General features: G+C 65.3%; 13 protein-coding genes. 12 read left to right on the top strand and 1 reads right to left on the bottom strand.

From position 1 onward, the window contains the following. Positions 1 to 13: 13 nt before the first annotated feature. The 12 genes from QMO14_RS16210 (at position 14) to hemP (ending at position 10,567) form a co-directional block, all read left to right on the top strand. The gene (locus QMO14_RS16210; RefSeq protein ID WP_301508328.1) at positions 14 to 658 is read left to right on the top strand and encodes a PepSY-associated TM helix domain-containing protein; all 645 of its coding nucleotides are present in this window, start codon (positions 14 to 16) and stop codon (positions 656 to 658) included. An 87-nt stretch (positions 659 to 745) separates the two neighbouring features. Then, positions 746 to 1,246 (top strand): DUF2271 domain-containing protein, encoded by a 501-nt coding sequence (locus QMO14_RS16215; protein WP_301508341.1) that lies wholly within the window; start codon positions 746 to 748, stop codon positions 1,244 to 1,246. A 46-nt stretch (positions 1,247 to 1,292) separates the two neighbouring features. Further along, complete coding sequence (locus QMO14_RS16220) at positions 1,293 to 2,102, top strand: DUF4198 domain-containing protein (RefSeq protein WP_301508329.1); 810 nt, start codon at positions 1,293 to 1,295, stop codon at positions 2,100 to 2,102. Between the two features lie 31 nt (positions 2,103 to 2,133). Then, on the top strand, positions 2,134 to 3,138 hold the full coding sequence (locus QMO14_RS16225) for an FAD:protein FMN transferase (protein WP_301508330.1): 1,005 nt from the start codon (positions 2,134 to 2,136) through the stop codon (positions 3,136 to 3,138). Continuing rightward, positions 3,135 to 4,487, top strand: coding sequence for a sulfite reductase subunit alpha (locus QMO14_RS16230; RefSeq protein ID WP_301508331.1), 1,353 nt, complete (start codon positions 3,135 to 3,137; stop codon positions 4,485 to 4,487). The genes QMO14_RS16225 and QMO14_RS16230 overlap by 4 nt, the downstream gene beginning before the upstream one ends. A gap of 233 nt (positions 4,488 to 4,720) precedes the next feature. Continuing rightward, entirely contained in the window at positions 4,721 to 7,132 is a 2,412-nt protein-coding gene (locus QMO14_RS16235; RefSeq protein WP_301508332.1) for a catecholate siderophore receptor Fiu, read from the top strand. A gap of 94 nt (positions 7,133 to 7,226) precedes the next feature. Continuing rightward, positions 7,227 to 7,907 carry a Fe2+-dependent dioxygenase gene (locus QMO14_RS16240; protein ID WP_301508333.1) on the top strand — a complete coding sequence of 227 codons (681 nt, stop codon included), beginning with the start codon at positions 7,227 to 7,229 and terminating at the stop codon, positions 7,905 to 7,907. Between the two features lie 112 nt (positions 7,908 to 8,019). Further along, on the top strand, positions 8,020 to 8,292 hold the full coding sequence (locus QMO14_RS16245) for a bacterioferritin-associated ferredoxin (RefSeq protein WP_019655903.1): 273 nt from the start codon (positions 8,020 to 8,022) through the stop codon (positions 8,290 to 8,292). A 92-nt stretch (positions 8,293 to 8,384) separates the two neighbouring features. Beyond that, positions 8,385 to 9,101: an energy transducer TonB gene (locus tag QMO14_RS16250; protein WP_367618159.1), complete on the top strand. Its 717-nt coding sequence runs from the start codon at positions 8,385 to 8,387 to the stop codon at positions 9,099 to 9,101. Between the two features lie 18 nt (positions 9,102 to 9,119). Beyond that, positions 9,120 to 9,836 (top strand): MotA/TolQ/ExbB proton channel family protein, encoded by a 717-nt coding sequence (locus QMO14_RS16255; protein ID WP_301508337.1) that lies wholly within the window; start codon positions 9,120 to 9,122, stop codon positions 9,834 to 9,836. Between the two features lie 5 nt (positions 9,837 to 9,841). After that, positions 9,842 to 10,255: a biopolymer transporter ExbD gene (locus tag QMO14_RS16260; protein ID WP_301508338.1), complete on the top strand. Its 414-nt coding sequence runs from the start codon at positions 9,842 to 9,844 to the stop codon at positions 10,253 to 10,255. A 99-nt stretch (positions 10,256 to 10,354) separates the two neighbouring features. Then, on the top strand, positions 10,355 to 10,567 hold the full coding sequence (gene hemP / locus QMO14_RS16265) for a hemin uptake protein HemP (protein WP_019655899.1): 213 nt from the start codon (positions 10,355 to 10,357) through the stop codon (positions 10,565 to 10,567). Positions 10,568 to 10,748: 181 nt separating this feature from the next. Here hemP and QMO14_RS16270 read toward each other — a convergent pair whose 3' ends face one another. Further along, positions 10,749 to 11,156: a heme-binding protein gene (locus tag QMO14_RS16270; protein ID WP_019655898.1), complete on the bottom strand. Its 408-nt coding sequence runs from the start codon at positions 11,154 to 11,156 to the stop codon at positions 10,749 to 10,751. Positions 11,157 to 11,327 lie beyond the last annotated feature (171 nt).

Genomic DNA, 11,327 nt, shown 5'->3' on the forward strand with positions numbered 1-11,327 from the left:
ATCCGCGCCTTCGATGACTGCGATCCGCTCCGACAACCGCCGCCGTGCCTACTGGCTCAAGACCCTGCACGAATGGCATTGGGTGAGCTCGGCCATCTGCCTCATCGGGATGATCCTGTTCAGCGTGACGGGCTTCACTCTCAACCACGCCAGCCAGATCGAAGCCAAGCCGGTCGTCACCAAGCTGAACGGCTCCATCGACGACGCCCTGCGCGCGCAGCTCGAAAAGCAGTTGCCCGCCGCCAAGGCCCTCAAGGGCAAGGCTCCCCCGCCCCCTGAGCTTCAGGCCTGGGTGCAGAAGCACTGGGACATCTCCACCGCCGGCCGCGAGGCCGAATGGTCCGACGACGAAATCTACCTGTCGCTGCCCCGCCCCGGCGGCGACGCCTGGCTGCGCCTGAGCCTGACCGACGGCGAGATCGAATACGAGCGCACCGACCGCGGCTGGCTCTCCTATCTCAACGACCTCCACAAGGGCCGCAACACTGGCGCCGCGTGGAGCTGGTTCATCGACATCTTCGCGGGCGCGGCCTTGGTGTTCTCGATCACCGGGCTCTTCATTCTCAAGATGCATGCGGGCAACCGGCCGTTCACCTGGCCGATGGTCGGCATGGGGCTTGTGGTGCCGGTGCTGCTCGCGCTGCTGTTCATTCACTGATTTCGTTCATCAACCAATCAATCGATCCGTACAGATCCAGGAAAGAGGTTCCACGTGCACGTTCGCTACTCACTCGCACCGCTGGCCATGTCGGCGCTGTTCGCGGCTCCGGCCTTCGCGTCGGGGCTGGCGGTCAACATCGAGATTCCCCGGCTGAACGTCTCCGAGTACCACCGACCGTACGTGGCAACCTGGATCGAGCGCGCCGACAACACCGTCGCCGGCACGCTCGCCGTCTGGTACGACGTGCGCACCAAGACCAACAACCCCGAGGGCGAAGGCACCAAGTGGCTGAAGGACATGCGCCAGTGGTGGCGCCGCGGCGGCCGCGAGCTCTCCGTGCCGGTCGACGGCGTGACGGGCGCGACCAAGCCCGCCGGCAAGCACCAGCTGAGCTTCACCGAAGGCACGGCTCCCATGCCCAAGCTCGCTCCTGGCGCCTACAAGCTCGTGGTGGAGGCCGCGCGCGAAGTCGGTGGCCGCGAGGTCGTGAGCATTCCCTTCCAGTGGCCCCCGACGGCAGCGGCGCAGCCGACCGCCACGGGCAAGGAAGAACTCGGCGAGATCAGGCTCGAACTCAAGCCCTGATCTTCTTCCTTCAACGACCAGCCCGCCACATCACAAAGGAACCGCCATGACCCGCTTCAATCTGCGCTTCGCTTCCATCGCCATCGCCCTGTCGGCCGCCGCATCGCTCGCCCAGGCGCACAACGCCTGGCTGCTGCCCTCGTCCACCGTGTTCTCCAAGGCCGATACCGTGACGGTCGACGCCGCGGTGTCGAACGACCTGTTCGTCGCCAACCACGCGCCGCTGCGCCTGGACGGCCTGCAGATCACCGCGCCCGACGGCAGCACCGTCAAGCCCGAGACCGAAGCCAGGCTCAAGCTGCGCAACGTGTTCGACGTGAGCGTGGCGCAGGCCGGCACCTATCGCATCGCCGTGATCAACGCCGGCGCCTTCGCGAGCTGGAAGGACAAGGCCACCGGCCAGACCAAGCGCGCACGCGGCACGGCCGAGACCATCGGCAAGGAAATCCCGGCCGACGCGCAGGACGTGACCGTCACCCAGTCTTCGGGCCGCATCGAGACCTTCGTGACGGTCGGCAAGCCCTCCGCGCTCAGGCCGGTCGGCCAGGGCCTGGAGCTGATCGCCACTGGCAGCCCGACCGACCTGGTCAAGGGCGAAAAGGCCACCTTCACGCTGAACCTCGACGGCCAGCCTGCCAAGGGGCTCGAAGTGACGGTGACGGCGGGCAACACGCAGTACCGCGACAAGCTCGAGGAAATCAAGCTCCAGACCGACGACAAGGGCCAGTTCAGCGTGACTTGGCCGAGCGCCGGCATGTACTGGCTCGACGCCAGCACCAAGGACAACAAGACCACGGTGCCGCAGGCCAAGGAGCGCCGCCTGAGCTACGCGGCGACGCTCGAAGTGATGCCCTGAGGCGGCAACGGAAATAGACCGGACTTCCTCCTTGGGCCTTTCGTTCAGCACCTGGCGCGCTGGCGGCTATGCCAACGCGGCCGTCCCGCGCCCCGCCGATCCCGCGACGCTTCAGCAGCTGGGCGGCGAGACCATGGGCACCACCTGGTCGCTGCGCTTCGACAATCCGCGGATGCTGCCGCTGGAGGAGGTCCGGGCGGCCGTCGAATCGGCGCTCGACCGCGTGATCGCGCAGATGAGCCACTGGAAGCAGGACTCCGGCATCAGCCGCTTCAACCGGGCGCAGGCCGGGTCGCGCCATGTGCTGCCGGCGGAGTTCGCCACGGTGATGCGATGCGCCTTCCGCTGGGCAGCGGCAAGCGACGGCGCGATCGACCCGAGCGTGGGTCCGCTGGTCGCGTGCTGGGGCTTCGGGCCGGAAGCGGCGGAAGCGGCTCTGCCTGACGCGGCCGCGCAGGCCGTGGCGCGCGGGCGCGTCGGCTGGTCCCGGCTGGCGTTCGATGAAGCAGAAGGCTCGCTCCTGCAGCCCGGGGGCGCAGCGCTCGATCTCTCGGGCATCGCGAAGGGATTCGCGGTGGACCACGGCATCGACGCGCTGCGCGCACTGGGCATCGCCGATGCGCTTCTCGAAGTCGGCGGAGAACTGCGGGGCATCGGGAAGCGCCCTGGAGGCCAGCCCTGGCAAGTACTCGTCGACGGCGATCCGTCCGTCGCACGCCGCGTGGCGCTCTGGAACATGGCCATCGCCACCTCGGGCGACCGGTGGCATCGGCGCTCGCATGAGGGACGCCACTGGTCGCACACCATCGATCCGCGAACGGGAGAGCCGGTGGCGCACGCGCTGGCCAGCGTCACCGTGCTGCACGCGGAATGCATGCAGGCCGACGCGCTCGCCACCGTGCTGACGGTGCTCGGGCCGCAAGAAGGATTCGACTTCGCGCAGCAGCACGGGATCGCGGCGCTGTTCGTGAGTCCCGGCGATCCGSCGCCAGAGGCGAAGACCACGCGCGCCTGGCCCGCAGCGGCCGAAACATGAACGACTTCGCCTGGCGCGCACTGGGCGCGGGTTCCACCGTGGCCGCGTATGCAGCGCTCTGTGCGTCGATCTATCTGCGCGAGCGCAGTCGCAAGGCCGAAGCCGCGCGCGATTCGGCGGCGCTATCTGCGGGCAGCGGCAACGCTCCGGTTCTGGTGCTGTTCGCCAGCCAGACGGGCCAGGCCGAGGCCGTCGCATGGCAGACCGCTCGGCAGCTGAGTGCGGCGAATACGCCGGCGCGCGTGATGGAACTGAACGCGCTCGATCGGTCGACTCTTGCAGCCGCCCCTCGCGCGCTCTTCATCGCCAGCACCTATGGCGAAGGCGATGGACCGGACGGCGCCAGTGCGTTCGCCGAACGGGTGATGAATTCATCGCCGGCACTGCCTTCGCTGAACTACGCCGTACTGGCGCTCGGCGACCGCCAATACGCCAACTTCTGCGGCTTCGGCCGTGCGCTCGATGAGTGGCTGCAGGCTGCGGGAGCCAGGCGCGAATTCGATCGCATCGAGGTCGACAACAGCGATCCGGCGGCGCTTGCCGCATGGCATGCGCATTGGGGGGACTCGCCCGCATCCGAAGGCGAGGGTTTCGCTCCATGGCGGCTCGTCTCGCGCGAGCATCTCAATCCGGGCAGCGCGGGCTGGCCCGTCTTCCATCTCGGGCTGGTGCCTCAAGCCGGCGGGCCGCTGCCGTACTGGGCGTCGGGCGATCTTGCACAGGTGGCGGTCGCGAGCGATCCGAAGCGCCCGCGCGAGTACTCCATCGCCTCGGTGCATGCCGACGGCGAACTGCAGCTGCTCGTGCGGCAGGAACGGCATCCGGACGGCATGCTCGGCGCGGCTTCGGGATTGCTCACATCCACCCTCGGCATCGGCGATACGGTGGGGCTGCGCGTGCGGGAGCACCGGGGCTTCCGCCTGGACGGCAACGAAGCGCGTCCGCTGATCCTCGTCGGCAACGGCACTGGCATTGCCGGGCTGCGCGCGCACCTGCGCGCGCGCGCGGCCATGGGCAGGCACGACAACTGGCTGGTGTTCGGCGAGCGCCAGGCGGCGCACGACTTCCTCTATCGCAAGGAGATCGAGGCATGGCAGGCCGGCGGAACGCTGAAGCGCCTGGACATGGTGTTCTCGCGCGATCAGGCCGACCGGCTCTACGTGCAGCACCAGCTGCTGCAATCGGCAGACACCCTCCTGCAGTGGCTGCACGATGGCGCCGCCATCTATGTCTGCGGCAGCCTTCAAGGAATGGCTTCGGGCGTGGACGCGGCGTTGCGCCAGATCGCGGGTGAGGCGCAGCTCATCGAGCTTGCGGCCAGCGGCCGCTACCGGCGAGACGTTTACTAAGAGGCCGGCCACTTCGATCGCGTTGCTGTGCCGCAACGAAACCGACACGACTTTCGGGTTAGTTTCGTTCGGGTGTTAATTTTAGTATTGAGAACCAATATCATTTGCTCCGATCTGCGCAAATCCGCAAATCGACTCACCCAGCCAGTCCTCCCTCGTGTTTCTCCAAGGAATCCAGGTCGTCCGGACATCGCCAGTCGAGTCCTGACGCCCGCCCTTTCGGAGAAAACTTCATGGCCTACATCAAGAGCCGCAAACACCCCGTTTCGCGTGCAGTTCCACATCTTTCAGGCGCCGCCGCCGCAACCCTGATGGCCATTGCGGCACCGGGCGCTCTTGCCCAGACAGGCGGCACGCTGCCCGAGGTCCGCGTGCAGGACACCGCCGTGAGCGACTACAAGGCCGACAACTCGGCCAACCCCAAATTCACCGCGCCGCTGGTGAACACGCCCCAGACGATCCAGGTCATCAAGGAACAGATCATTCGCGACCAGGGCGCAACCACGCTGACCGAGGCGCTGCGCAACACTCCCGGCGTGGGCACCTTCTTTCTCGGGGAGAACGGCAACACCAACACGGGCGACGCCGTCTTTATGCGCGGCTTCGACAGCTCCAGCGCCATCTTCGTCGACGGCATCCGCGACCTGGGTTCGGTTTCGCGCGACATGTTCAACATCGAGCAGGTCGAGGTCGTGAAGGGCCCGTCGGGCACCGACGTGGGCCGCACCTCGCCGACCGGCTACATCAACCTCGTGACCAAGAAGCCCAAGCTCGAGGACAGCTTCCTCGGCTCGCTGAGCTTCGGCAGCGCCGACTTCAAGCGCGGCAGCGTCGACTGGAACAAGTCGCTGAGCGGCGCCAACGGCATCGGCGCGGCCTTCCGCCTCAATGCGGTGGTCGAAGATGCCGGTGTGGCCGGCCGCGACTTCGTCAAGAACAAGCGCGAAGCGATCGCACCCTCGATCGCCCTTGGCCTGAACAGCCCGACGCGCATCTTCCTCGACTACCTGCACGTCAAGCAGAACAACATTCCCGACGGCGGCGTGCCCACCATCGGCCTGCCGGGCTACACCACGCCCGACGCCACCGCGATCAACCGCGGCCTGGCCCGCCGCACCTACCTGAACTACGCGCCTCGCGTGGATTCGAGCAACTTCTACGGAACCAGCTCGGACTTCGACAACGTGACGGCCGACATGTTCACCGCACGCATCGAGCACGACCTCACGCCCGACATCACCATCCGCAACACCACGCGCTACAGCAAGACCTCGCAGGACTACATGCTGACGTCGTTCATGGGCGGCGGCCTGACAGCGACTCGCGTCGGCAACACCAATGTCTACAACGGCACGCTGCCCGCCGTGAACTCGGGTTTCATCAACACGGTCATACCGACGATCCCCTCAAGCTGGACGATCACGCGCAACCTGCCCACCAACAAGGACCAGGAAAACACGATCTTCACCAACCAGACGAGCGTGTCGGCCAAGTTCAACACGGGCAGCATCAGCCACTCGTTCAACGGCGGCCTCGAGTTCATCCGCGAAAAGCAGACAGCCAACAACTACTACGCCGCCGGTTACCCGACCGTAGGCACCACGCTGGCCGCGGCCGGTTCGTGGCCTGCCGCCAACCTGTACAACCCGAACCCGTACGTCAGCGGCTACAACCGCATCGCCAACGGCACCGGCTCGGACGGAAGCACCGACACCATCGGCCTGTACGCATTCGACACGCTGAAATTCAACGAGCAATGGCAGCTGACCGCCGGCCTGCGCTACGACCACTACTCGACCACCTACAACGCCACCGCCCTGACGCTGGCGCGCGCCGGCAATGGCCCGCAGACGTCGACGATCACGCCGACCAACCTGAAGCTGTCGGACAACCTGCTGTCTGGCAAGATCGGTCTGGTCTACAAGCCGACCGAGAACAGCAGCGTCTACGCCGCCTACGGCACCGCCGCGCAGCCCCCTGGCGGCGCCAACTTCCAGCTGGCCGCCGGCGGCACCGGCAACAGCGCCGGACGCACCGATTTCCTCCCGCAGAAGGCCAAGACCTACGAACTCGGCACCAAGTGGGACGTGATGAACAAGCGCGTGGCCCTGACGGCGGCGCTGTACCGCACCGACGTGAGCAACGAGGTCGTGCAGGACTCGGTCACGCAGCAGTACTTCCAGACCGGCAAGAAGCGCGTGCAGGGCATCGAGCTCGGCGTGTCGGGTGCGCTGACCGACAACTGGGGCGTGAGCTCGGGCTTCACCACGATGAACACCCGCGTGCTCAGCGGTCCGTCGGTGCTGGCGGACGGCTCGACCGCCCTCGCCTACACGCCGAAGAAGGCCTTCACGCTCTGGACCACCTACCAGTTCCCGTTCGGCCTCACGCTCGGCGGCGGTGCGCGCTACAACGGCAAGCTGCAGCGCGGCACCGACGGTGCCGTGGGCACGCCGGCTTACGTTGACTCGTACTGGGTGTTCGATGCGATGGCCTCCTACCGCATCAACAAGAACATCGACATCCAGCTGAACGTGTACAACCTGTTCAACAAGGACTACGTGGCGGCCATCAACAAGAGCGGCTACCGCTACACGCCAGGCATTCCCCGGTCGGCCAAGATCACTGCGAACTTCGCGTTCTGACGGCCTTCTTGCGCGCGCCGGCTTCGCCCGGTGCGGTGCGACACTCGAGCCCCGGCCTGCGCCGGGGCGTTTCTCATGGCGGAGTTCCTGAAAAATGATGCTTCATGTGCCCGAAGTTCTGAGCCCCGAGAAGGTGCGCGAGATGCGTGCCGCGCTCGACGCCGCGCAATGGACCGACGGACGCGAGACGGTCGGCGCCCAGGGAGCGCAGGTCAAGCGCAACCGCCAGCTGCCGGAACATTCGCCGGTCGGCAAGGAGCTGGGCGGCATCGTGCTGGCGGCACTGGCGAGGAATCCGCTTTTCTTCTCGGCAGCGCTTCCGTCGCGCTTCGTGCCGCCGCTTTTCAACCGCTACGAGGGAGGCGAGCACTACGGTGTTCATGTCGACGGCGCGGTGCGTGCCTTGCCCGGCGGCGGGCAGCAATTGCGCACCGACCTGTCGTGCACCCTCTTCCTGAGCGATCCGGAGGACTATGAGGGAGGCGAGCTGGAGGTGATCGACACCTACGGCTCCCATGAAGTGAAGCTGCCGGCGGGGGATCTCATTCTTTATCCCGCGAGCAGCCTGCATCGCGTCCACCCGGTGACGCGGGGAGCGCGTGTCTGCTCTTTCTTCTGGCTGCAGAGCATGGTCCGCAACGATCAGCAGCGCGGCATGCTTTTCGAGCTGGACCAGAACATCCAGAAACTGCGTGCCCGCGTTGGCGAATGCGAGGAAACCGTGGCGCTGACAGGGCACTACCACAACCTGCTGCGGCTCTGGTCCGAAGTCTGACTCAGGCAACCGGGTGTTGCATGAATCGGTAACACATAGTTATTGTGAATGCGATGGATTCTTATTTATAATCGCTCCATCCAACAGCCAGCCAACTGCCGCTTTCACCGCCATGATCGTTTGTGTCTGCCGCCGAGTCTCCGACCGCGAAATCGCACGTCATGTGCGCGCGGGCATGACTTTCGACGAAGTCCAGTTCGAACTCGGCGTCGCCACCCAGTGTGGCCAATGTGAAGGTTGTGCGCGCGATATCGTCGCGCAGTGCAGTGCTTCGCACCCGGTCGCCGCATTGAGCTGCGAATCGGGTCCGAGGGCGATCCAGCTTGCCAACTCCATCAAGGAAAGCAAAGCATGGAACTCGTCTCGGCAATCGGCGGCAGCCTGATCCTCGTCGCTGGTTCGGCCTGGTGGATCTTTCGCAAGTAGCGCCCGTGGCGTCTTCGTAGCGGTTTTGCTGCAATCGGGGCACCTTTGGCGGTGCCCGCATTCGAATGGTTGATCGTGTCTGACCGCTTCGCCCCCCCTCCTTCCGTCTTCGGCCTTTCGCGCAATGTCCTCATTGCCGGGGGAGTCGTCCTGTTTCACGCGGCTGCGCTCTGGGCGCTTCAAAGCGGGTTGCTTCGGCGTGCGGCCGAAGTGGTGATCCCGGTGGAGATCATCAGCCAGTTGGTGGAGCCCCCCAAGCCGGCTCCTCCCCCGCCGCCTCCGCCCCCGCCGCCGGAAAAGAAGGTGGTCAGGCCGCCGCCGCCTCCGCGGCCCCAGGCGATCCGGGAACCCAAGCCGACCCCGGCGCCCAACGCGCCGACAGGCAGTGTCGAGCCCCCGCCTCCTCCGGCCCCCATTCCGCCGCCCGCTCCTGAACCGCCGCCGGCGCCGCCTCCCGCACCGCCGGCGCCCAAGCTGGTGGAGGTCAGCGAAGGCCAGACGCAGTACGTGCGTGAGCCCCGCGTCGTCTTCCCTGCAATGAGCAGGCGCCTGGGCGAATCCGGCGTCGTGGTCGTTGCCGTGTACTTCAACAGCGCAGGCATTCCCAAGCGGGCCGAAATCTTCAAGTCCAGCGGCTACGAGCGGCTCGACCAGGCCGCGCGCGAAGCGCTGATGTCCTCGCAAGTGACGCCATTCAAGCAGCCCGGAGCCAACGAGGCCACGGTCTACATGCTGAAGGCACCCATCCGGTTCAATCTTTCCCAGTAATTTTTTGGAGTAGTACGCATGGATTCTCAATTCGGCTTGATGAACGTCTGGAATCAGGGCGACTTCGTCACCAAGGCCGTGGCGGTGCTGCTGATCGGCATGTCGCTCGCGTCGTGGATCGTCATCATCGTCAAGGCGCTCGACGTCATCCGCTACAAGCGCCTCGCGAAGCACTCGCAGGACTTCTGGCACAGCGAAGACTTCGCCACCGCGCTGAACAAGCTCGGCAAGGACGACAGCAATCCCTTCCGCGCACTGGCCCTGGAAGGCCGCGAGGCAGCTGCCCACCACCGCAACACCAAGGCCCACCTGCACGATGCGCTGGACGTGAGCGACTGGATCACCCGCGCCCTGCGCAACGGCATCGACGCCTTCACCGCCCGCCTGCAGACCGGCCTGGCGATCCTGGCTTCGGTCGGCTCGACGGCCCCTTTCATCGGCCTGTTCGGCACGGTCTGGGGCATCTACCACGCGCTCATGAGCATCGGCTCGGCAGGCCAGGCGACCATCGACAAGGTGGCGGGCCCGATCGGCGAAGCGCTGATCATGACGGCGCTGGGTCTCGCGGTGGCGATTCCTGCCGTGCTGGGCTACAACGCACTGGTGCGCGGCAACAAGTTCGTGCTGACCAAGCTCAACGCCTTCGCCCACGACCTGCACGCCTACTTCGTGACCGGCGCACGAGTACAAAGCGGCAGCAGCGACGCCATCGTGGTCCCGCTCAAGAAGGGCTGAGCATCATGGCCTTCGGAACACAAGACGAACCCGATGAGGTGATGAACGAGATCAACATGACGCCGCTGGTCGACGTCATGCTGGTGCTGCTCATCATCTTCATCATCACCGTGCCGGTGATGAAGCACGCAGTCAACATCGACCTGCCGCGCGCCACCAGCGAGCCGGAACAGCCCAAGCCACAGAACATCATGTTCAGCGTGACGGCCGACGGGACCTACTACTGGAACGAGCAGAAGATCGACGACAGCGAACTGCCCGGCCGTCTTGCAGCAGAGGCCGCCAAGGAGCCCCAGCCCGAGTTGCACATCCGCGGCGACAAGGCCGTGCGCTACGAGCGCGTGGCGAAGGCAATGTCGGAAGCCCGTGAAGCCGGCGTGCGCAAGATCGGTTTCGTCACGGAACCGGACGCGAAGTGACGCGAAGGAAGACAGCAAGCAAAAAAAGTTGATCGCGGCGATTGACTTCTATTTGCGAATCATTATCATTCACTCATCGCTTCGATAAGGGAACTCCAGATGCCAGCCACACCGAATGCCTTTTCTGTTCTGAACCATCCTTCGCTCGACCAGTCGGGTGGCGGTCATGCGTCCATCCAGGCAACGCGTCCGGTGCCGATGCTCGAAAGCACGGAGCTTCTGAAAGGAAGCAAGACCGTGGGCATCATGCACAACGGCTCCCTCTATCGGCTGCAAGCCACCAAACTCGGCAAGCTGATCCTGACCAAGTAAGTCATCCAGCCCGCCCTTCGCGCAAGTTTCATCGTGGGGCGACTCAAGGAGATTCATCTCCGAAGGGTCGTTTTTTGCTAGCCAACGGTTCGCCGACTAGCCAAGCTTTTTTTCCGCGCTGAAGCAGCCCAAACTAAAACGCCGACCTCGAAGTCGGCGTTTTGCTTTGTGCGGAGAAAACTCAGAGGCCGAGTGCCGCGATGCCAGCCTTGGCGATCTGCGCGTCTTCATTCGACTTCACACCGCTCACGCCGACCGCGCCGATCACATGGCCGTCCTTGACGATCGGCACGCCGCCTTCGAGCAGGCCCTGCACTTCCGGCGCCGTCAGGAACGCCGTGCGGCCGCCGTTGATGATGTCCTCGTAGACCTTGCTTTCACGGCGGCCCATGGCTGCCGTATGAGCCTTTGCGGGAGCGATATGCGAAGACAGCGCCGCGGCACCGTCCAGGCGCTGCAGCCAGAGCAGGTTGCCGGCGTCGTCCGAGATCGCGATGGTCACCGCCCAGTTGTTCTTGAGAGCCTCGGCCTCGGCGGCTGCGGCAATGGCCTTGACGTCGGCGAGTTCGAGGAATGACTTGGTCTTCATGGGATGAGCTCAGTTTGCGTGAAAACCCAAGAGCATAACGGCCATGCCACCTGGAGTGCCTTCAGGGGTTGGGAACACCCCGCATACGGTTTTTCCGGTACCCCCTCTTGCGGCCACCTAGAATGCGCCCAACTGCGTCATTGCAGCAACCACAGGAGCTCCGGCCATGAA

Origin of the sequence: Variovorax sp. CAN15, from assembly GCF_030462475.1 — a bacterium.
GTDB lineage: Bacteria > Pseudomonadota > Gammaproteobacteria > Burkholderiales > Burkholderiaceae_C > Variovorax.

What these genes read in the sequence shown, in the direction of transcription:
- QMO14_RS16210 (WP_301508328.1), top strand. Translation starts at nt 14, where the DNA reads ATGACTGCGATCCGCTCCGACAACCGCCGCCGTGCCTACTGGCTCAAG.
- QMO14_RS16215 (WP_301508341.1), top strand. Translation starts at nt 746, where the DNA reads ATGTCGGCGCTGTTCGCGGCTCCGGCCTTCGCGTCGGGGCTGGCGGTC.
- QMO14_RS16220 (WP_301508329.1), top strand. Translation starts at nt 1,293, where the DNA reads ATGACCCGCTTCAATCTGCGCTTCGCTTCCATCGCCATCGCCCTGTCG.
- QMO14_RS16230 (WP_301508331.1), top strand. Translation starts at nt 3,135, where the DNA reads ATGAACGACTTCGCCTGGCGCGCACTGGGCGCGGGTTCCACCGTGGCC.
- QMO14_RS16235 (WP_301508332.1), top strand. Translation starts at nt 4,721, where the DNA reads ATGGCCTACATCAAGAGCCGCAAACACCCCGTTTCGCGTGCAGTTCCA.
- QMO14_RS16240 (WP_301508333.1), top strand. Translation starts at nt 7,227, where the DNA reads ATGATGCTTCATGTGCCCGAAGTTCTGAGCCCCGAGAAGGTGCGCGAG.
- QMO14_RS16245 (WP_019655903.1), top strand. Translation starts at nt 8,020, where the DNA reads ATGATCGTTTGTGTCTGCCGCCGAGTCTCCGACCGCGAAATCGCACGT.
- QMO14_RS16255 (WP_301508337.1), top strand. Translation starts at nt 9,120, where the DNA reads ATGGATTCTCAATTCGGCTTGATGAACGTCTGGAATCAGGGCGACTTC.
- QMO14_RS16260 (WP_301508338.1), top strand. Translation starts at nt 9,842, where the DNA reads ATGGCCTTCGGAACACAAGACGAACCCGATGAGGTGATGAACGAGATC.
- hemP (WP_019655899.1), top strand. Translation starts at nt 10,355, where the DNA reads ATGCCAGCCACACCGAATGCCTTTTCTGTTCTGAACCATCCTTCGCTC.
- QMO14_RS16270 (WP_019655898.1), bottom strand. Translation starts at nt 11,156, where the DNA reads ATGAAGACCAAGTCATTCCTCGAACTCGCCGACGTCAAGGCCATTGCC.